The sequence below is a fragment of the Cytobacillus sp. FSL M8-0252 genome (assembly GCF_038007345.1).
Classification (GTDB): domain Bacteria; phylum Bacillota; class Bacilli; order Bacillales; family Cytobacillaceae; genus Cytobacillus; species Cytobacillus kochii.
The window spans coordinates 2,781,608-2,802,902 of record NZ_JBBOWZ010000001.1 but is presented as its reverse complement, the minus strand read 5'-3'; the positions used below and the strand labels follow the sequence as shown (position 1 = coordinate 2,802,902).

Annotated in this window: 18 protein-coding genes and 2 other annotated features; of the genes, 15 read left to right on the top strand and 3 right to left on the bottom strand. The window is 36.7% G+C overall.

Translation table 11 applies throughout. The features are described from left to right. Positions 1 to 20 precede the first annotated feature (20 nt). The 7 genes from MKX83_RS14060 (at position 21) to MKX83_RS14030 (ending at position 8,729) form a co-directional block, all read left to right on the top strand. The gene (locus tag MKX83_RS14060; RefSeq protein ID WP_095372971.1) at positions 21 to 1,697 is read left to right on the top strand and encodes a sigma-54 interaction domain-containing protein; all 1,677 of its coding nucleotides are present in this window, start codon (positions 21 to 23) and stop codon (positions 1,695 to 1,697) included. 181 nt (positions 1,698 to 1,878) lie between these two features. Next, positions 1,879 to 3,027 (top strand): acyl-CoA dehydrogenase family protein, encoded by a 1,149-nt coding sequence (locus tag MKX83_RS14055; RefSeq protein WP_095372972.1) that lies wholly within the window; start codon positions 1,879 to 1,881, stop codon positions 3,025 to 3,027. 21 nt (positions 3,028 to 3,048) lie between these two features. After that, entirely contained in the window at positions 3,049 to 4,680 is a 1,632-nt protein-coding gene (locus MKX83_RS14050) for a long-chain-fatty-acid--CoA ligase (RefSeq protein WP_095372973.1), read from the top strand. After that, positions 4,677 to 5,567, top strand: a complete 891-nt coding sequence (locus MKX83_RS14045) for a 3-hydroxyacyl-CoA dehydrogenase family protein (protein WP_341055932.1) — start codon at positions 4,677 to 4,679, stop codon at positions 5,565 to 5,567. Before MKX83_RS14050 ends, MKX83_RS14045 begins: the two co-directional genes overlap by 4 nt. 15 nt (positions 5,568 to 5,582) lie before the next feature. Next, on the top strand, positions 5,583 to 6,731 hold the full coding sequence (locus MKX83_RS14040) for an acyl-CoA dehydrogenase family protein (RefSeq protein ID WP_341055931.1): 1,149 nt from the start codon (positions 5,583 to 5,585) through the stop codon (positions 6,729 to 6,731). A 12-nt stretch (positions 6,732 to 6,743) separates the two neighbouring features. Continuing rightward, a complete protein-coding gene (locus MKX83_RS14035; RefSeq protein WP_341055930.1) occupies positions 6,744 to 7,937 on the top strand; it encodes a thiolase family protein in 1,194 nt (397 codons plus the stop codon). 15 nt (positions 7,938 to 7,952) lie between these two features. After that, positions 7,953 to 8,729 (top strand): enoyl-CoA hydratase/isomerase family protein, encoded by a 777-nt coding sequence (locus MKX83_RS14030; protein WP_341055928.1) that lies wholly within the window; start codon positions 7,953 to 7,955, stop codon positions 8,727 to 8,729. A gap of 72 nt (positions 8,730 to 8,801) precedes the next feature. Here the strand turns inward: MKX83_RS14030 and guaC are convergent, their stop codons facing one another. Beyond that, positions 8,802 to 9,785, bottom strand: coding sequence for a GMP reductase (gene guaC, locus MKX83_RS14025; RefSeq protein ID WP_341055927.1), 984 nt, complete (start codon positions 9,783 to 9,785; stop codon positions 8,802 to 8,804). 338 nt (positions 9,786 to 10,123) lie between these two features. Between guaC and MKX83_RS14020 the strand changes: the two genes are divergently transcribed. Together MKX83_RS14020 and MKX83_RS14015 are read left to right on the top strand one after the other, a co-directional pair. Next, positions 10,124 to 12,109: an acetoacetate--CoA ligase gene (locus MKX83_RS14020; RefSeq protein ID WP_341055926.1), complete on the top strand. Its 1,986-nt coding sequence runs from the start codon at positions 10,124 to 10,126 to the stop codon at positions 12,107 to 12,109. A gap of 99 nt (positions 12,110 to 12,208) precedes the next feature. Next, positions 12,209 to 12,601, top strand: a complete 393-nt coding sequence (locus MKX83_RS14015) for an acyl-CoA thioesterase (RefSeq protein ID WP_341055925.1) — start codon at positions 12,209 to 12,211, stop codon at positions 12,599 to 12,601. 8 nt (positions 12,602 to 12,609) lie between these two features. On the opposite strand, the gene MKX83_RS14010 is transcribed toward MKX83_RS14015, so the two are convergent. Next, complete coding sequence (locus tag MKX83_RS14010; protein WP_095372981.1) at positions 12,610 to 12,822, bottom strand: hypothetical protein; 213 nt, start codon at positions 12,820 to 12,822, stop codon at positions 12,610 to 12,612. A gap of 535 nt (positions 12,823 to 13,357) precedes the next feature. On the opposite strand from MKX83_RS14010, the gene MKX83_RS14005 reads away from it, so the two are divergent. Further along, a complete protein-coding gene (locus MKX83_RS14005; RefSeq protein WP_251161797.1) occupies positions 13,358 to 15,193 on the top strand; it encodes a PTS fructose transporter subunit IIABC in 1,836 nt (611 codons plus the stop codon). A gap of 127 nt (positions 15,194 to 15,320) precedes the next feature. Further along, positions 15,321 to 15,404, top strand: a complete 84-nt coding sequence (locus MKX83_RS24660; RefSeq protein ID WP_224938507.1) for a putative holin-like toxin — start codon at positions 15,321 to 15,323, stop codon at positions 15,402 to 15,404. A gap of 188 nt (positions 15,405 to 15,592) precedes the next feature. On the opposite strand, the gene MKX83_RS14000 is transcribed toward MKX83_RS24660, so the two are convergent. Next, positions 15,593 to 16,840, bottom strand: coding sequence for an MFS transporter (locus tag MKX83_RS14000; protein ID WP_289433974.1), 1,248 nt, complete (start codon positions 16,838 to 16,840; stop codon positions 15,593 to 15,595). 154 nt (positions 16,841 to 16,994) lie between these two features. On the opposite strand from MKX83_RS14000, the gene MKX83_RS13995 reads away from it, so the two are divergent. From MKX83_RS13995 to trpD, 4 genes are all read left to right on the top strand, one after another. Beyond that, positions 16,995 to 17,648 (top strand): MOSC domain-containing protein, encoded by a 654-nt coding sequence (locus MKX83_RS13995; RefSeq protein WP_341055924.1) that lies wholly within the window; start codon positions 16,995 to 16,997, stop codon positions 17,646 to 17,648. A 33-nt stretch (positions 17,649 to 17,681) separates the two neighbouring features. Beyond that, positions 17,682 to 17,927, top strand: a binding site (T-box leader). 37 nt (positions 17,928 to 17,964) lie between these two features. Then, positions 17,965 to 18,218: a binding site (T-box leader), on the top strand. Between the two features lie 82 nt (positions 18,219 to 18,300). Next, positions 18,301 to 19,686, top strand: coding sequence for an anthranilate synthase component I (gene trpE / locus MKX83_RS13990; protein ID WP_341055922.1), 1,386 nt, complete (start codon positions 18,301 to 18,303; stop codon positions 19,684 to 19,686). Beyond that, positions 19,683 to 20,297 (top strand): anthranilate synthase component II, encoded by a 615-nt coding sequence (locus tag MKX83_RS13985; protein ID WP_341055921.1) that lies wholly within the window; start codon positions 19,683 to 19,685, stop codon positions 20,295 to 20,297. Before trpE ends, MKX83_RS13985 begins: the two co-directional genes overlap by 4 nt. After that, a complete protein-coding gene (trpD, locus tag MKX83_RS13980; protein ID WP_341055920.1) occupies positions 20,266 to 21,291 on the top strand; it encodes an anthranilate phosphoribosyltransferase in 1,026 nt (341 codons plus the stop codon). The genes MKX83_RS13985 and trpD overlap by 32 nt, the downstream gene beginning before the upstream one ends. Positions 21,292 to 21,295 lie beyond the last annotated feature (4 nt).

Sequence of the window (21,295 nt, the reverse complement as noted above, 5' to 3'; positions counted from 1 at the left end):
TGAAGAGGTGAAGATAGTAGATGATTGTAAAGAATCGTAGTCTTTTATTGACAGTAGAGACAACGCTCACTGGTGAGATTATTTCGATGAGCGAATCATTACGTATCTTGATAAAAGGGAAGCCTTCTACATATATTGACGACCTATTTCCTAGATGGAATGCGTATGGTAATGAAAAGATAAAGGTTGCCTTTTTAACGGATGAAGATTTTCTTCTGTTTATCAGAAGTCAATCAGGACAACATCACTACTTATATATAGGGATTCTATCTTCCGAATTGTCTCAATTAATGAATAAAGTAAGTGACTTGATGAAGGCAAATACGCTACTAGAAGCAATAATAGAAAACTCTTACGATGGTATTTATTTAACCGATCGAAACGGTAATACCATTTTAACCAATTCCGCAATGGAGAGAATTACAGGGATCCCAAAAGACTATTATATGAACAAAAAGGTCGATGCTTTAATTGAAAGAGGAATTCTCGAGAGTTCGTTAACGAAAAGGGTGATAGAAAAGAAAGAAACGATTTCACATGTCCAATTTAATCGAGCTGGCAATGAGTCGCTGCTTCTTACAGGAAGTCCAGTTTTTGACGATACGGGTGAAGTAGAAAGTGTTGTCACAAATATTAGAGATTTATCACAGTTGATAGAACTACAAAATGCTCTAAAAGAAGCAAATAAATTAAACCTCTCTTACCGTCAAGAAATTGAAAGGTTAAAACAAAACATTAACATACATCAGCAATCGATTGTCATAGAAAGTGAAAAAATGAAGCATGTATACGAAACCGCTGAAAGGATTGTTAATGTGGATGCCACAGTTCTTCTTCTTGGTGATACAGGCGTAGGAAAAGATGTTCTTGCTAAATATATTTACGAAACAAGCAATAGAAGAATGAAGGGCAAATATATTAAATTAAACTGTGGTGCGATTCCAGAAGAATTAATTGAATCTGAGTTATTCGGTTATGAAAAAGGTGCTTTTACAGGTGCAGATAAACAAGGGAAACCAGGGATGTTTGAACTAGCCGATGAAGGGGTTTTATTTTTAGATGAGATTGGGGAATTACCGTTGGCTTCACAAGTCAAATTGTTAAGAGTTATTCAGGAAAAGGAAATCCAACGGGTAGGCGGAACGAAGACGAAGAATGTAAATGTAAGGCTCATTGCTGCGACCAATAGAGATTTAAAAGAGATGGTGAATAAAGGTCTTTTTCGCGAAGATCTATATTATCGATTAAATGTGATTACCATTGAAATCCCTTCTTTAAAGGATCGGCGGGAGGATATTTATCCTCTAATCGAATATTTCTTAAAACAGACGAACGAAAAGTATCATTTCAACAAAGATCTACATAATGATGTAAAAAAATTTTTATATCATTATCAATGGCCAGGCAATATTCGTGAATTAGCCAACCTAATTGAGAGATTGGTTATTGTCTCACAAGAGTCTATCATTACAATGAATGATCTTCCACCAGAATATCAGCGAGAAATAGATTTTCCATATGAAAATGAAAAAATAGAGACATTAAAGGATGTAGTAGAAGCAGCAGAAAAAAAAGCTATTATGAAAGCTTTAAAAAAATGTACAACAACCTATGAGCTCGCATCCGCTTTGCATACAAGCCAGCCGACAATTTCAAGAAAGCTTAAAAAGTATGGAATAGAGTTGATTCATTTGTGAATCAACTCTATTCTTTTTTGAATCAAAAAAGTAAGCGTTTACTTTTTTGCTGATTTAAATGATGCGGAAAAAATAACTATATAACTTGTGTTAAAGCTATTCATTAACGATTTATCATGAGTTAAAAATGATGGCATGCTTTTTGCATCTATATTAATAAAGCAAACAAAGGAGTGATCTTATGTTCACAGTTCAAAACCAAGAAATCGATCAAATCGTGCAGATGGTTCACCAATTTGTCGAGAAGGAAGTAGAGCCTTTAGCACAACAAATTGAAGATGAAGACCGTATACCAGATTCTTTGGTTCAGCAAGTGAAGGAACTTGGATTATTTGGGATGAGTATACCAGAAGAGTATGGGGGTATTGGTCTTGGCATGGTTGGGAAAACCGCTGTATTAGAACAATTAGGTCGCACGCATAATGGTTTTGTTAGTTTAATTAGTGCACACACAGGTATTGGTAGTACAGGTTTAGTAAGGCTTGGCTCTCCTTACTTGAAAGAAAAATACTTACCTGCTTTAGCATCAGGAGAAAAAATTGCTTGTTTTGCCCTTTCAGAGCCTGGGGCAGGTTCTGATGCTACTAATCTTGCGACAAAAGCAGAGAAAAAGGGAGATAAGTGGATTCTTAATGGGTCAAAACATTTCATCACGAATGCGCCTGTAGCAGATGTATTTACGGTCTTTGCTGTTACAGATAAAGACAAAGGCGCAAAGGGGATTACTGCCTTCTTAATAGAAAAAGATTTTCCTGGATTTACAGTAGGAAAAAAGGATAAAAAAATGGGTTTAAAAGGTTCATATACTGCACAATTATTATTTGATCAATGTGAAGTGCCAGAAGAAAATGTTATAGGAGAAGTGGGTCTCGGATATGTAGCTGCACTAACTATTTTAAGTGAAGGACGGATAGGGTTAGCGGCAAGGGCAGTTGGATCTTGTGATAAACTCATTGAATTATCAGCGAAATATGCGAATGAACGTATTCAGTTCGGTAAACCAATTGCAAAGAATCAAGCAATACAATGGATGTTAGCTGATATGGCAACAGAAACAGAAGCAGCAAGAACATTAACATTAAAAGCCGCCCATTTAGTCGATCAAGGCAAGAAAGTTGTGAAAGAATCCTCAATGGCTAAACTTTACGCGTCTGAAGTGTTTAATCGAGTGGCTGACAAAGCAGTGCAAATTCATGGTGGCATGGGCTACGTCGCTGATTATCCTGTTGAAAGGTATTATCGTGATGCAAGAATAACGAAAATCTATGAAGGCACAAATGAAATCCAACGGCTAATTATCGCAAGAGATATATTAAAAGACTATATGTGACACATAAAGGAGGAATGTGTCTTGAGTAATCTCTCATTAAAAAGAGTATGGGAAAAATATTATGAAGATCGGTTACCAAATTTCCACATACCTCATATTGGCCTATATGAAATGCTAAAGGAAACTGCGCAGTCTTATCGAGATCATGTGGCTATCATTTTTAATTACGAAACACTTACCTATGAGGAACTGAAGAAACGAACGGACGCACTTGCTTCGTATTGGCAGAGTTGTGGGTTAAAAAAAGGGGATAGAATCGGGTTATGGCTCGGAAACCATCCAGATTATATCACTGCCTATTATGCTAGTCTTGCACTGGGTCTTATCATCGTGCCAATTAACCCAGCCTATACACCAAGAGAGGTATTGCAAGTGTTTCATGATACAGCATTACGCGCACTAGTGGTTGGTGAAAAATCAGTCACTGCACTGCAGAAAATTAGAGAAGTGTATGATTTAGAACATATTATGTATGCCACAAATGTCAGTATTAATAGGGAAGTATCTTCAATCGTTCATCATATGATAGATATTTTTAAAAATGGAAGTATCAAATTTACTGAAGCGTCTATAGATCCTAAAAACGATTTAGCCATTATACAATACACAGGCGGAACAACGGGAACGATAAAAGGAGCCATGCTTACACATCATAATTTAATTGCGAATGTTTACCAAAGTTATGTGATGTATCGACAAAAAGTGGCTTTTGGAAATGAAACGATATTAGCGGCAACCCCGCTTTATCATGTGTATGCGATGACAAGTGCTATGAATGTAGGCATCTTTTTAGGAGCGCGAATCTTGCTCTTTGAACGATTTGACGTTGATGAGGTTTTAAATCAAGTGAAGAAATATGCACCAACCATGTTTCCAGGTGTCCCTAAAATGTATCTCTCTTTTATCCATCATCCAAATGTACGATTCGCAGGACTAAACTCTCTTAAAATATGTTCATCCGGTTCAGCGCCATTGCCAGTAGAGGTTATTAAACAATTCAAGCAATTAACTGGTTGTACCATCTTAGAAGGGTTTGGTATGTCAGAAACATCTCCAACGACTCACCGTACGCCAATAAATGGCACACATAAACATGGGAGCATCGGTATTCCTGTTCCTGATGTAGATTGTCGTATCGTTGATCAAAAACAGGAGGATTTGGGGATCAATCAGGTCGGTGAATTGGTCATTAAAGGTCCACAAGTGATGAAGGGTTATTGGAATAATGAGAAAGATACAGCCTCTACGTTACAAGATGGCTGGTTGTTTACAGGTGATTTAGCCACAGTAGACGAAGATGGGTATTTCTATATTGTCGGTCGTAAAAAAGAAATGATTCTTTTCTCGGGGTTTAATATTTATCCTCAAGAAGTGGAAAATGTCCTTTATGAACATCAAGGTATTGCTGAAGTTGCCGTAGTCGGTATCCCTGATTCTGAAAATGGAGAGATTCCGAAAGCATTTCTTGTCGCTAAAGAAGGTTATACGCTTCATCTTGAAGAAATTAAAGCATTTTGTTATACGAAACTAACACCTTATAAAGTACCGAGAGTTTTCGAAGAAAGAAGTCATCTACCAAGAAATGGTGTTGGTAAATTATTGAAAAGATTACTTGTGAAAGAAGAATTAGAAAGGAGAAATAAACGAGAATGACAAATATAAAAAAAGTTGGTGTGATTGGAGCGGGAGCAATGGGTGCACAAATTGCTGTTGTAGCAGCGCTTCATCAATATGATGTCGTGTTACAAGATATATCTAACGATCGTTTAATAAAAGCGAAAGAAGTGTTAGAAACACAGTTAGAAAAGAGGGTGAGAAAAGGAAGATTTTCGCGTGATGAGGTGGATAAAGCTTTCGAACATTTAACATTTACTACTGAAATTAATCAGTTACATGATGTAGATATTATCATAGAAGCTATTATTGAAGATTTAGAGGCAAAACAAACATTATTTCAATCCTTAGAAAAGATTGCCTCGGAAAATTGTATCATTGCGACGAATAGCTCCACTATAGTGAGTTCTAAATTGATAGATAAGTTAACCTATCAAAATCGTGTATGTAATATCCATTTCTTTAACCCCGTACTTGTGATGGAGCTTGTCGAAGTTGTTCAAGGTCCGCATACTTCAAAGGAAGTTGCACAGCAAGCGATGACATTCATTCAAAGTATCGGAAAAAAACCAGTACTTCTACAAAAAGAAATTTCAGGTTTCATCGCCAATCGTATCTTAGCGAGACTCATGGATGAGGCGATTTATTTATATGAACATGGATATGCCAGTTATGAAGAAATCGATTTCGTAGTCGAAAAGGCTTTAGGTCATCCTATTGGCCCATTTGCATTAATGGATTTAACTGGTCTTGATGTGAATTATGCTGTAAGGAAGCAAAGATATGCAGAAACAGGGCTAGAGGTGGATCGCCCGAAACAGTCGGTAGTAGAAAAAGTGGAAAAAGGTGAATTAGGTAGAAAAACAGGTAAAGGATGGTACGCATACGATCAACATGGTAAGAAAATAGAGAATATTCAAAAATAAAGGGAGGCCGATGATATGAGTTATACAGTAAGTGAAGATATCGAAGTGTTGAAAAAAGGTGTTAGAGAGTTTGTGCAAAATGAAGTGGAAGCGGTTGCGATGCAGATCGAAAAAGAGGATCACATCCCAGATAAAATTGTAGAAATGGCAAAAGAGCTCGGCTTATTTGGTTTAAGTATTCCAGAAAAATATGGTGGGTTAGGCATTGGGATGGTAGGCAAATGTGCATTGTATGAAGAAATTGGTGCCACGCATAATGGATTCACAACTTTGATTGGTGGTCATACGGGTATCGGATCAGTGGGCATTGTGGAAATGGGAAATGAATATCAAAAACAGAAGTACTTACCTGATATGGCTACAGGAAAGAAAATAGGCGCCTTCGCATTAACAGAGCCTCAGGCTGGTTCGAATGCCACTAATTTAAAAACGACGGCAGTACGTAAAGGCGATAAATATATTTTAAATGGGTTAAAACACTATATTACAAATGCACCTCAAGCAGATGTTTTTACGGTTATGGCTGTCACAGATCCATCTAAAGGTGCAAAAGGGATTACTTCTTTTATTGTAGAAAAAAGTTTTCCTGGTTTTCAAGTAGGAGCGATTGAACATAAAATGGGCCTTCGTGGTTCACATTCAGCAGAAATAATTATGGAAGACTGTGAAGTCCCAGTAGAAAATGTCCTGGGTGAAGAAGGGAGAGGCTATGTGAATGCATTAACGATTCTTGCCAACGGACGTGCAGGTTTGGCCGCCAGAAACTTAGGTTCCGCCCAAAAATTATTAGATCTTTCAATGACGTATGCAAAAGAACGGGTGCAGTTCAATGTGCCAATTATTGAGCATCAGGCCGTTGCTCATATGTTAGCGGAAATGGCTGTCGATATAGAAGCATTACGATCTTTTACGTACCGAGTAGCTACGATGGTTGATGAAGGGAAGAAAGTAATTAAGGAAGCAGCGATGATTAAATTATTCGGCTCAGAGGTATATAACCGTGTGGCTGATAAAGCTGTACAAGTCCATGGCGGGATTGGATACATTTCAGATTTTCCTATTGAACGGTTTTATCGTGATGCGAGAATTACGAGGATTTATGAAGGAACATCAGAAATCCAAAAAAATATCATCGCTGCTCAATTAAATAAAGAATATAACTAAGGGAGGAAGAAAATGGACCTAAACAAAATCGTCATTGTAGATGGCGTAAGAACAGCGATTGGAAGGTATGGAGGAACATTACGTAATATATCTTCTAGCTATTTAGCATCCGATGTTATATCTGGCTTACTTAAACGTGTCAATGTGAGCCCATCGACTATTGAAGAAGTCGTATTAGGAGAAGTGAGACAATCTTCGCAATCATCCAACGTGGCAAGAGTAGCTGCTTTAAGAGCGGGCATTCCTGAAACTTCCCCCGCTTTTACTGTGAATCGATTATGTGCATCAGGGATGCAAGCCATCGCTTCAGGTATGCAACAAATCTATTCCAAACAGGCAAATGTTGTTATCGCAGGTGGTACGGAAAGTATGAGTAATTCCCCCATTTTTATTAGAGGCTCACGCTTTGGAGGTGACCAAACAATACTAGTGGATGCCAATAAAGAGAATGGTCAACAACCGCAAGAAATTTATGGCCCTCATTTAGGGATGGGGATGACAGCAGAAAATGTTGCCGAGCGATACAATATTGCTAGGGAAGATCAAGACCAGTTTGCATATGAAAGTCAGCAAAAGTATAAAAGGGCGCAAGAAATGAACACATTTCAACAAGAAATCATCCCAGTAACAATACAAAACAAAAGAGAACAAATCACTTTCGCTCAGGACGAACATCCAAGACCGGAGACAAAACGAGAAAAGCTTGCCAGCTTAAAGCCGGTATTTAAAGAAGGTGGTAGCGTAACTGCAGGAAATGCGTGTGGAAGAAATGATGGCGCCTCAGCACTCTTGCTTATGACAGCACAAGAAGCTGATAAAAGGGGATTATCAGCAAGAGCAATGATTCATGATTGGACATCTGTCGGTGTTTCACCTGAAGTCATGGGGATTGGACCTGTACCGGCAATACGGAAGTTATTGGCAAGAACAAAGCTTAGTATCGCAGACATAGATTTATTTGAAATAAATGAAGCGTTCGCTTCTCAAGCCATTGCAGTACAAAGAGAGTTGATGCTACCACCTGAACGAATAAATATTAATGGCGGAGCAATTGCTCTCGGACATCCACTTGGATCAACCGGATCTAGAATTGTCGTTACTTTAATGCATGCACTAGCAAAAAAGAAGGGAAGATTTGGCATTGCCTCTCTCTGTGTCGGTGGCGGCCAAGGAATGGCTATGTTGATTGAAAACCTTCAAAAATAAGAAGGAGGAAATCTGATGTATGAAAACATTATTGTAAAAAAAGAAGGTCAACTTGCCTATATATATATTAATCTACCAGAAGTAAGAAATAGATTAAGTAAAGAAACGCTTAGTGAGATAAGGGATGCTCTTGTAGAAATTAAACATGATGGAGTGTCCCAGCTTGTTGTATTTACAGGAGAAGGAGACAAGGCATTTGCAGCAGGAGCAGACATTACCCAACTAAATGAGAAGGAAATGTTAGATGTTTTTGCAACAGGTAGTATGCAAGAAATTTATGATGAAATTGAAGCTTATGACATGCCGACAATTGCCATGATTAATGGTCTTGCTCTTGGTGGAGGATGTGAACTGGCATTAGCATGTCATATACGAGTGATGGCGGATCATGCCAAGATTGGTTTGCCAGAATTAAATTTGTCAATTATCCCAGGTGCAGGTGGTACGCAAAGGCTATCGCGAATTGTTGGAAAAGGAAAGGCGTTAGAAATGATTCTATTAGGAAAATTTCTTTCTGCTGAGGAAGCAATGACACATGGCTTAGTAACAGAAGTTGTCCCATTGCAATTTTTGAAGGATAAAGTAGATGAGATAGCAGAGCAAATTTTAGCTAAAGGTCCATTAGCGGTTAAGCTCGCTAAAATGGCTGTACAATATGGTGCAGAAACCGATCAAAAAACAGGACAAATAATTGAGAAATTAGCACAAGCAGTTTTATTTGCAACAGCGGATAAAAAGGAAGGAACAAAGGCCTTTATGGAGAAAAGAAAACCTGTTTTCACTTCAAAATAAACGCACTCATCCTGTCGGGGGTCAAATCCCTGGCAGGATGAAATAAATGATTTTCTTGGCTTAATTGGTTGTTTAATAAACTTTATCACCATTAAAGATTGAGTTTTTTACTACTACATAATCTACATTGCGGATACTCTCAAGCCTATTTCCACCAGCATAAGAAATAGAAGATTGTAAATCTTGTTCCATTTCTTTTAATGTATCCACAAGAGAACCTTTATGCTCGACGTACATTTTTTTGCCTTCAACATTTTTACGTTCGCCTTTTTGGAATTCAGAGGCTGAACCGAAATATTCTTTGTAGAGCTTACCATCTTTTTCAATTGTTTCACCAGGTGATTCTTCATGACCAGCAAACAATGAACCGATCATGACCATTGATGCGCCAAAACGGATAGACTTTGCAATATCGCCATGTGTTCTAATCCCACCATCAGCAATAATAGGTTTGCTTGCTGCTTTTGCGCACCAACGAAGTGCAGCTAATTGCCAGCCACCTGTACCAAAACCAGTTTTTATCTTTGTGATACAAACTTTTCCTGGCCCAATGCCTACTTTTGTTGCGTCTGCACCGGCATTCTCTAATTCGCGGACAGCTTCAGGTGTACCTACATTACCAGCAATAACAAAAGCATCAGGCAAATGTAATTTAATATGTTGAATCATTTGAATGACTGCATTGGAATGCCCGTGAGCAATATCGATTGTAATATAATCAGGTACAATTTTTTCATAAGCTAATTCTTCAATAAAACCATATTCTTCTTCTTTTACACCAACACTAATAGAAGCAATGAGTTCACGTGCATGCATATCCTTAATAAAGTTTTTACGCGTCTCAGGTTGGAAGCGGTGCATGACATAAAAATAACCGTTTTCAGCAAGATAAGTAGCAATTTTTTCATCGATAATTGTTTGCATATTTGCAGGAACAACTGGGAGTCTGAATTTATGTTTTCCGAGCGTTACAGCCGTATCACACTCAGAACGACTAGTCACAATACATTTAGCAGGAATTAATTGAATGTCTTCATAATCAAATACGTTTTCCATAGCTAGCACCTCAAAATACGAATATTATATTGGGTTAACATATTAATTGTTCGCCCATTACGTAATTTACATCATTTTATCCAACTTGTCAAAGGTTATCTCTAGAAAAAAGCTAAATGTTAGAATTAATTAAAATTTTCGAAGTCAAGGAAAAAGATAGGAACCTAAACACTTAGAATGATTTTTAATAATAATAATCGTTGTAGTCACTTATACTAGGAGAATATATGCTGAATAGTTGATAATGGCGATTTTTTTGATAATATATATAAAATGGAAATTTATTTCATCTCAGATTCCCGTCCATTTTACAAAAGAGTATGAAGGGGGCGAAGGAAATGGAAGCGGTTTCAAAAGGTCAGCTTTTATGGCAACCGAGCGAAAAGGAGATAGAGAAAGCAGGGGTAACAAAATTTCTTCATTGGATCAGAAACGAAAAGAAGCTCGAAATAAATGATGTCCATCATTTGTGGAAATGGTCAGTTGATGAATTAGAATTATTCTGGGGGTATGTTTGGGAATATTGTCAAATCATTTCATATACGCCATACTCACATGTCTTACAATCTCGAAAAATGCCAGGAACTAGATGGTTTGAAGGCTCCTCATTGAATTATGCTGAGCATGTGTTCAGAAATGATAGAGGTGATGAAACAGCCCTTATTTTCCAATCAGAAATGGAAGATATAAAGGAAATTTCCTGGAAAGAATTAAGGGGAAAAACGGCTTCACTAGCAGGTTATTTAAAAGAGATAGGTGTAAAAAAGGGAGATCGTATCGTTGGTTATATGCCTAATATCCCTGAGACGATTATTGCTTTTTTAGCATGTGCGAGTATTGGAGCAGTGTGGTCTTGTTGTTCACCTGATTTCGGTATGGAAAGTGTGGTGGAACGGTTCAAACAGATTGAGCCGAATGTACTCATTGCAGTGGACGGTTATGTATATAATGGCAAAACATCAGACCGAGTTGAACAAGTGGCTCACTTACAGAATGCACTACCAACTTTGAAGCGAACCGTGTTGTTTAAGAGCATAAAGAGTGATAATAAACGGTTAAATCCACAGAAAACAATCGACTGGCAAGAAGTAATGAAAAAAAAGAGTGAACTTGTTTTTGAACCAGTGCCTTTTAATCATCCTTTATGGATTTTATTTTCATCTGGAACGACAGGACTGCCTAAACCGATTGTACACAGTCAAGGAGGCATTGTACTTGAACATTTAAAAGTATTAGTCATTGAAGAAGGGGTTACAAACGAAGATGTATTTTTTTGGTTTACGACAACGGGTTGGATGATGTGGAATTTACTTGTCGGTGGCCTTTTAACAGGTGGAAAGATTGTTTTATATGATGGTAGCCCAATGTACCCAAAACCCGATGTTTTATGGGAATTAGCCGAAAAAACAAAAGTAAGTTTCTTTGGCACGAGTGCTGCTTTTATACAGGCAAGTTTAAAATTAGGAATTAAACCAAGAGAAAAGTATATATTCCCCCATTTAAAAGCCATTTGTTCCACAGGTTCTCCCCTAAGTATAGACGGTTTTAATTGGGTATATAACGAGGTTAAACAGGATGTGTGGTTAGCCTCTGTAAGTGGAGGTACAGATGTATGCACAGCTTTTATTGGAGGTTCCCCCGTTTTGCCTGTTCGTGCTGGAGAAATTCAAACTAAGGCTTTAGGAGTAAACGCCCAAGCTTTTAATGACGATGGAAAGCTCATACTTAATGAGGTAGGGGAATTAGTGATTCTTAATCCAATGCCATCGATGCCAATTTATTTTTGGAATGATGAAGGTGATAAGCGTTACAAAGAAAGTTATTTTAGTACTTTTCCGGGAATTTGGCGTCATGGAGATTGGATTCAGTTTGATGATAAAGGGAGATCCGTTATCTTTGGCAGATCAGACTCAACCATTAATAAACAAGGCGTTCGCATAGGTACTAGTGAAATTTATCGAGCAGTCGAAAGTATAGAGATTGTGAGCGATAGCTTAGTAGTGGATTTAGAAACCCTGGAAGAAGATTCATATATGGCTTTATTTGTAGTGTTTAAGCGAGATCAACTACTCGAAGATGGACTCATTTCACATATTAAAGATGTCATACGGCAACAAGTTTCACCACGCTTTGTTCCAAATGAAATTATTGCTGTGGAGCAAGTGCCGAGAACGTTGACCGGTAAGAAGATGGAAGTACCGATTAAAAGGATATTATTAGGTCATCAGCCAGAGAAAGTGATTAATGTTGGTTCAATGGCTAATCCAGAAATACTTAAAACGTATATTGAATTTGCTCATAAAAGAAGGGCAATCAATCATTAGGTTTTCAATTGGTGAAAGGAATGGATAGTACTTTTCTTTCACCATTTTTATCAATATTGTTCCGAGGAAGTAGCATACAAAAAGGAGGACTGGCTTAAATTGAAAAAAATTAAAACAAGTATTGTTGTTCGTGAGAGTGATATAGATGAACTTGGTCATATGAACTATTTGAAATATTTCAACTACTTCGAATGCGGTATTGATGACTGGTTTTTAGCGCTTGGTCTAACGAATCAATATTTACAATCAAGACATATCGGTTGCGTTGTAAAGAAAGTGGAAAGTGAATATATAAAAGAGGCATTAGTGGGAGAACTGTTAGAGATTACGACAACATTAAAGAGAGTGGGTCATACGAGTTTTGTCATTTCTCAACAAATGGTAACTAGAGATCAAAAAATCATCGCAACAAGTGAAAAGGTTTTTGTTATGTTCCATTTGCAAACAAGAAAAGCAATTCCAGTAATCAAAACGATTACCTCTGCCTGTTAGTGACTTATTTATGTGTCACTTTGTTTTTCAAGTTCTAATTCAAAATCACATAAAGCGGTGACTGCAAAACTAACGAGCATAATAATCCATAGCTCTGCACCATTGAGGGTTTGTGATTGATAACATTCTGTTAATAAAAAAGTAATTCCACCAATTGATAAGACAGTGAAAATACTCCCTGCAATATAAAAGATGACTGTTTCACTAGATGGCTTTGCCATGATCCATACTCCTCTATATTTTAATCACTTCGTTATAATTGAATCAAAACAATAGTAATATATTGCATTTTTCATATTGTAACATGTAACCGGACTATATGGAGTTATTTTATTGACCTATTTTAAAAATAATGATTTCTTTATTTGATGATACAATGGTCACAGAATAGTCATAAAAACAGTAAGAAATGCATATGTAAACATCTATAGTTATACAGGAACTTTAGATATACTGGAAGTATCATTTTATTTCCAATCGTTGGGTGATGATATAGTCAAAAGGAAAAAGATAAACAGAAAAAAGCCGTTTCTTATAAAGAAACGGAAAATGAGACTATGGATGAGGATAATCTTGCAAAATACAATATATAGTGATTAGTGAAGTTGAATTTAACTATATATTGTTATTTTGATTCTAGCATACATGAACAATTTCAGCAATTATCATTTGCTAGAAAAAATGATTGATTTTCTTATTATTTTTTGTATGATTGAAAGATAAAAAGACTTTTTGTTAGTGGAAAGGAGAGAGGTATTGAATATTACTGATTTATTAAGTGAAGAATCAATTCTTCTCTCACTTGAGGAAGTGACAAAAGTAGAAGCGATAACTGCGTTAGTCGATACGCTATACAGTGATGGTGGTATAAAGGAAAAAGGACTTTTCCTTGCTGATGTGCTTAAACGAGAAGCGCAAAGTACTACAGGTATAGGCAACGGCGTTGCAATTCCCCATGCAAAATCTAGGGCAGTCACACAAGTTGGTATTGCTTTAGCAAGGAGTCATGGAGGGATAGAGTTTAACTCTTTAGATGGTGAAAAAGCCCATCTTATCTTCCTTATTGCTGTTCCGGAAAACGCCGATGAACTCCATTTGGATATATTAGCTAAGTTATCCACCATTTTAATGAACAAAGAAACTCATTTCAAACTAATGACGGCAGAGTCAAAGAGTGATTTACTCTCGATTATTAGTGAATTGGATAAAGATGATACTAGAAATGAAACTTATGAAACGAATGAAGAGACTCCATTTATTTTAGCAGTTACAGGTTGTCCAACAGGGATAGCTCATACTTATATGGCGGCTCATTCCTTAGAGTCAGCTGCCGCCACTTTGCATATTCCTCTAAAAGTCGAAACAAATGGAGCTGCTGGGGTTAAGCAACATATTACAAAGGCTGAAATAGAAAAAGCAACTGCCATTATTATTGCAGCCGATACAAAAGTAGAGTTGGAGCGATTTAGTGGCAAACATATGGTGCAAGCCTCTGTTGCAGATGGTATGAGTAAACCTTTTCAGTTATTAGAGAAAGCTGTTTCACAAGATTGTGATATATATGACCATAATCATGTAAATAAAAATAGTAAAACTTGGTCAAGAGAGCTTTATCAACATGTGATGAATGGGTTATCTAATATGCTCCCCCTTGCCATTGCCGCCGGATTTTTATTGTCATTAACGATTTTTAGTTCAGATTTTCGTCATCAATTTTGGGAAATTCTCTCTTTTTTCGGTGATCAAACAATTATTGTTTTATTAATGCCTATATTTGCTGGCTATATTGGTAAAAGCATTAGTGATCGCCCAGGATTTGCGCCAGGAGCAATTGGTGGTTTATTCGCTGCAATGAATGGTTCAGGCTTGATTGGTGGGATATGTGCAGGTTTAATCGGTGGGTTCATTATTAATCGTTTAAAGAAATGGACGAATTATTTACCATCTTCTATCACAGCGATGTCGAACATTATCATTTATCCTGTCATCGGCATTTTGATGACTTTATTGGCGATGTTTGTATTATTACAACCATTAACCTGGTTAACACAATCCATTACAACATTATTCCAAACGATGACGACACCTTTGTCTATCTTGATTGGTGCGATGTTCGGACTATTAATGGCCATTGACCTAGGTGGTCCTATTAATAAAATGACTTATTTGGTTGGTATTGGATTTATGTTAAATGGTGTATACGAACCATTAGCTGCTATTATGGTTGGTGGAATGGTTCCCCCACTTGCCATTGCTTTTGCGACGAGTATTTTTTATTGGAAGTTCTCTAAAAATGAACGTTTATATTATCGTACAAATTATGTAAAAGGTTTTTTGTTTATGACTGAAGGAGCGATCCCTTTTGTCGAGCGGAATAAAAAGGCGTATATACCACCAATTCTCCTTGGTTCTGCTATTGCAGGTGCGTTGTCGATGGCAACACATACAGGGATTGCGATTCCTCATGGAGGAGTATTAGTTACACCTTTTGTGTTCGGTTCTTCTCTTTCCTTTTTGTTGGCCATTGCGGTAGGTAGTCTTTTTGCTGCACTGTTGCTAGGAACCATCAAAAGAAAACCTAAAGTAGAATAGGTGGATAGGCTCAATTTTCAAAAAGAGAACATGTGTTCTTATATTTTTGTGAAAATATGTTATAATGGAAGAGCGATAGTGTTCACAAGGGTGGTCGGCTAACCCCGTAGAAAGGGGGTGAGGCCTTTTGACAGTATTTGAATCTCTAATGTTGATGATTTCATTTACAACACTGATTATGGCGGTCTTAGCTTTTAATCATAAAAAATAGACCCCCCTTGAGCCTTTAAACTTTTAGGGTGAGGTCTACGTCAAACTTATTTGGCCGTCCCCTTTTAGGACGAACCTATTGCAGATGGCCACAGGTGCTGCAACACCTGTGGTCATTTTTATACGTAATATATAATAAAATCATATCATATGAGTGTTCAGTTGTCACGGGTTTATCTTCTGTGTTCCTTATGATTTCGGCTTAATTGCTAAGAAGGTTGCTAATGCAGCTATCAGTAAAATAAGACTAAAGATATAGAACATCCAATTTTCTGCATGCTTTAACAATAATGCCGTAATAGGTGGTCCTGCTGCAACACCAATAAAACGCATAGAGCTATAAATAGAAGATATCGTCCCTCTTTGTTCTTTTTCAATGCCTTCAGTAATCATTGCATCCAAACAGGGCAACGCCGCTCCGATACCAATCCCGCATAACAGAAACAGCATAATCATAAACCAAAGTTGGTCATTTAAGCTTAGTAATGCTACAGAGATCATTGCTCCTAAACAACTTACAAATATCATCCACTTCATCAATATTTTGTTTTGCTTAATTAACTTTCCTGTAATATAGGAAGATGCACAGAGTGAACATAAAGGTAATGCCAGTAGCAGACCTTTTTTTATATTTTTTATATGATAGCTTTTCTCTAATAAATCGGATAAATAAAATAATATCCCGAATAGAACAAGCATGAGGATTGCACCAATAAGAAAAATGGCATATAACCATTTTCCTTTTTGTGTAAAGATGTCTTTTATATGCTGAAAAAATTCCTTAAAAGGAATAGGTTCTTCTCGCTTATTGGGTGTTTTTACGAGAAACAGCATTAAGATAATCGAACATAAACAAAAAACAGGAATTGAAAAGAAAGGTAAAAACCAAATTACCCCAGCAAGCAAAGCTCCTAAAATGGGACTTAATACTTTTCCGAAAGTATTGGAGGTCTCGATTAAACCTAACGAACTACTTACATCATCATCATTTTTAAACATATCTCCAACTAATGGCATGACTATTGGTTGAGCTCCGGCAGCTCCTACCCCTTGAAGGGCTCTTCCAATCAAGATGACCGTATAGGGATTTTCCAACTTCCATGCAGCCCAACCAGAAACAATTCCACCAATTCCTGCAATCAACAGACTAGGGATAATGACTTTTTTTCTTCCAATATGGTCAGAAAGATAACCGGCAATCGGGATGAGAAAGATGGCGACAATGGAATATATTGTGATGATCATACTTACTTGGAAAGAATTAATTGATAGTTTTTTTTCCATAACTGGTAAGACAGGTATGAGCATAGAATTTCCAAGGGTCATGACAAGTGGGATGGAAGAAATAGATAAAATAGCCCACTTTTGGTTATTCTTTTTATTTTGTTTTTTATTTTTAGTCGTCTTTTTTTGTATGGCTTGTTCAATATGGTCCATGGTTAACTCACTTTCAATTGTTTTTACCCTCACAAACACTATTTATTAATATGAACGAAATGAACAGAAAGTATGGCTACAATTTTGTTTTTTCTTAACTAGTAAAAATTAGTAATAAAAGCTAAAATGAAAGGTAGATAAAGGGGGCTGGAAATTGAGAATTGTATCTTTAAGTAAAGGTAAACCTAAAGATTATCAATGGAAAGAAAAGCATGAAACATCTGCTATCGGTAAAACACCTGTAAAAGAACTCTTTTTAAAAAAAGATGCGATTGAAGGTGACGGAGTAGCTAATACAGATTTTCATGGTGGGATTGACAGAGCATTATGTCTTTATCCGTACGAACATTATGAAAAATGGCAAAAGGCATTTAACCGTACTTTTATGCTTCCTTCTTTTGGTGAAAATATTAGTACAACAAATATGACTGAGAAGGAAATATATATTGGAGATGTGTTTGCAATTGGTGAAACGATTGTTGAAGTGACACAAGGGAGAGTTCCTTGTTCAACCATCTCAAAATTTAATGGTGAAGATCAATTACTAAAAAAGGTTTTTCAGACGAATCATACAGGTTATTTTTTCCGTGTGTTAAAAGAGGGAACGATTAACCTTCAGTCAGAAATTCAATTAGTCGAAAGAAAGCAATCGGAACTGTCTGTATGGGAGGCGACTGATATTATACTACATAAACTTAAAGATATTGAAGCAATGGAAAAACTGTTGAATGTATCGGGGTTATCGCAAGAGTGGACAGAAATTTTAGAAAAAAGATTAAAAAATAAACAAAAACCTATTGACAATTAAAAGAATCAGGCATATCATATGTAACAAATAAAGACGTAAGTAATGACGAAGAGTAGTATCTTATATATGCTCATTTTAGAGAGCTGATGGTTGGTGGGAATCAGTGGGTGATATAAGTGAATGGACTTCCGAGCTTCCAGACCGAACCTTTATAACTAGTAGGCTCTGGCGAATGTCTCATCGTTAAAAGAGATAAATACGAATTTGTTATTCGTATTTGTTAAGTGAGTTGTAATTTACAGCTAATAAAGGTGGCACCACGGGTCTCTCGTCCTTTTTAATAAGGAGAGAGGCCCTTTTTCGTTTAATTTCATAAAAAAAATCGTTGATCAAGAGTAGTATATTTATCGTTAATCACATAAGAGAGCTGGTGTTGGTGGGAATCCGGTGTGATCGATAAATGGAATGGACTTGTGAGAGGTACCCTGAAAAATGTAAGTAAGGGACACGGGATTCCGCCGTTAAAAGGATAGAGTATCGATTTTGAATCTGTACTTGAAAAAGAGAATGTCCACATGGACATTCTGAACCTGAGGTGGCACCACGCATCTATATAGATACGTCCTCTATACCTAAAGCTATTGAGCGTTTTTGGTATAGGGGATTTTTTGCGTTTAAATTCGATTTATTATTGATAAGGAGAAGTGAAGAAATGAATCAGACTTTAGAAACCCTGGTTATTTTAGAAGTCAATGATGGTGATTTATTAACACCAATTGCTGTTTATCAAAAGCTTTCAGGTAAAAAGAAATTTTTGTTTGAAAGTTCTTTAAAACATGAAGACGCTGGTAGATTTTCTTTTATCGGCTGCAATCCCGTTTTAGAAGTGCAAGGAAGTGCAAGAAATACGGTTATACTCTCAGAAAATGAGAGAGAAGAAGTAAAAAATAAACCGTTAGAAGTAGTCAAAGAGCAAATGAAAAAAATTGGCATTCATAAATCTCAACAATTCCCTTTTATTGGTGGTGCCGTGGGGTTTGCTGGTTATGATGTCATAAGACAATATGAAGAAATAGGCGTTGAAATACAGGATGATTTGCATATTCCCGAAGTACATTTCATGTTCTTTGAAGAAGTGATTGTTTTTGACCATTTAAAGCAAAAATTATATTTAGTAGGCGTACCTATCGTATCAAATAAGAGGCAACTAGAAGAAAAATTAAGTAAGCGTAAGGTAGAGCTATTTTCTATGGAGCAAAAAAAGGGTGAAAAAGCGCGAATCAGTCAATATAGACCATTAATGAGCGAAGATGCCTTTATCTCAAAAGTAGAAAAAGCAAAGGAATATATAAAAGCGGGAGATATTTTTCAAGTAGTATTATCCCAGCGGTTACAAGCAGAAATAAGTGGAGATCCTTTTGATTTTTACCGAAAACTCAGAATTGATAATCCTTCTCCATATATGTATTACTTGGACTTTGGTGATTACAAAGTAGCGGGGGCTTCCCCAGAGAGTTTAGTAAAGGTGAATCAGCATAAAGTAATGACCAATCCAATTGCCGGCACAAGGCCTAGAGGGAGAAGTAATTTAGAAGATGATCTGTTAGCAAAAGAGCTTAAGCAAGATGAAAAAGAGGTGGCAGAGCATCGAATGCTTCTTGATCTTGGAAGAAATGATTTAGGTAGAGTATGTGAATTTGGGACGATTAGCATTCGGAAATATATGAATATTGAAAAATATAAACATGTGATGCATCTCGTTTCTGAAGTAGAGGGGCAGTTAAAGAATGAATGTACAAATATTGATGCCCTTATTTCTTGCCTGCCAGCTGGTACAGTATCAGGTGCACCAAAAATAAGAGCGATGGAAATTATCAATGAATTAGAGGAAACAAAAAGAGGGATCTATTCCGGAGCCATTGGTTATTTATCGACAAACGGTAATATGGATTTTGCTCTTGCTATTCGAACGATGGTAGCAAAGGATGGGAACGCATATATTCAGGCTGGTGCAGGGATTGTTTATGATTCGATTCCTAAAAAAGAATATGAAGAAACGATTCATAAATTAAAGGCATTTCTGGAGGCAAACAAATGATTTTATTAATTGATAATTATGATTCATTTACTTATAACTTGTATCAATATTTAGGAGAACTAGGGCAAACGGTCGTAGTGAAACGAAATAACCAAATAACTGTCGAAGAAATTCGTTTATTAGATCCGACTCATATCATTTTGTCACCTGGCCCTGGGCGCCCAGAAAATGCAGGGATATGTGTGGAATTGATTCAACAATTACATCAGGAATACCCCATTTTAGGTGTTTGTTTAGGTCATCAAGCAATTGGATATGCATTCGGAGGTGAAATCACTGAAGCGAAGAAAATTATGCATGGAAAAACCTCAAACATGATGCATACGGGTGGGGGGGTATTTCAATATATGAGCCAACCGCTCGTAGTGATGAGATATCACTCATTAGTCATCAAATCAGGTAGCCTTCCAGGGTACTTCAATATTACAGCACGTTCACTAGAGGATGGCGAAATAATGGCCATCAAGCATGAAGCATTTGATTTATATGGATTTCAATTTCACCCTGAATCCATTGGTACATTACAAGGACAAAAGATGTTGAGACATTTTATTGAAAACACTAAAAGGAGAGAGAAAGATGAAAGAAATTCTGCTGCAATTAACCAATAGCATTTCATTAACGGAAGAAGAAATGATAGAAGCTGTACAATATCTGTTTTCACCAGATATTACGGATAGTGAAATTGCTGCCTTTCTTGTTAGCTTAAAAGCAAAAGGAGAGACGGTTAATGAAATCGCAACATTTGTAAAAACATTAAGAGCTCATGCGCTAACCTTTGATACATCTATTCCTCATTTAATGGATAATTGTGGTACTGGAGGAGATGGTTCAAAAAGCTTTAATATTAGTACCACTTCTGCTTTTGTTATAGCTGCAAGCGGTATTCCTGTGGCGAAACATGGGAATAGGAGTGTATCAAGTAAAACGGGCAGTGCGGATGTCTTGGAACATTTAGGGATTCGTCTTGATTTATCACCACAACAAATTGAAGGAATATTAGAAAAGATTGGCATCGCATTTTTATTTGCACCTAATGTTCATCCGCAAATCAAGAGGATTATGAAAGTCAGACAAGATTTAAGAATTCCGACAACATTTAACTTATTAGGTCCGCTAATTAATCCAATGAATTTAGAAAATCAATTATTAGGCATTTATAAAAGAGATGCTGTTGAAATGTTTGCGGAAGTCCTTCAAAAGCTAGGACGAAAAAGAGCGGTCGTTATCAATGGAGCAGGGTATATGGACGAAGCTTCTTTACAAGGTGAAAACTATTTAGCTATTTTAAAAGACGGAAACATTCAAACCACTATGCTTCATCCTGAAGAAGTGGGTTTACAAGTATATGCGAATGAAAAAATTCGTGGTGGTTATGCAAAAGAAAATGCAGACATTTTACTTCGGGTCTTAGACGGAGAAAAAGGGGCGTATCGAGAAACCGTTGCGCTTAATGCTGGGATAGGTATTTTTGTTGGTGGAAGAACTGAATCAATTAAGGAAGGCGTGCGACTTGCTTTAGAAATCATTGATTCAGGCGCAGCCATGGAAAAGTTAGAGCAACTAAAAACATTAAGTGTTCAATCTACAGAAAAGGTGATATAGACTC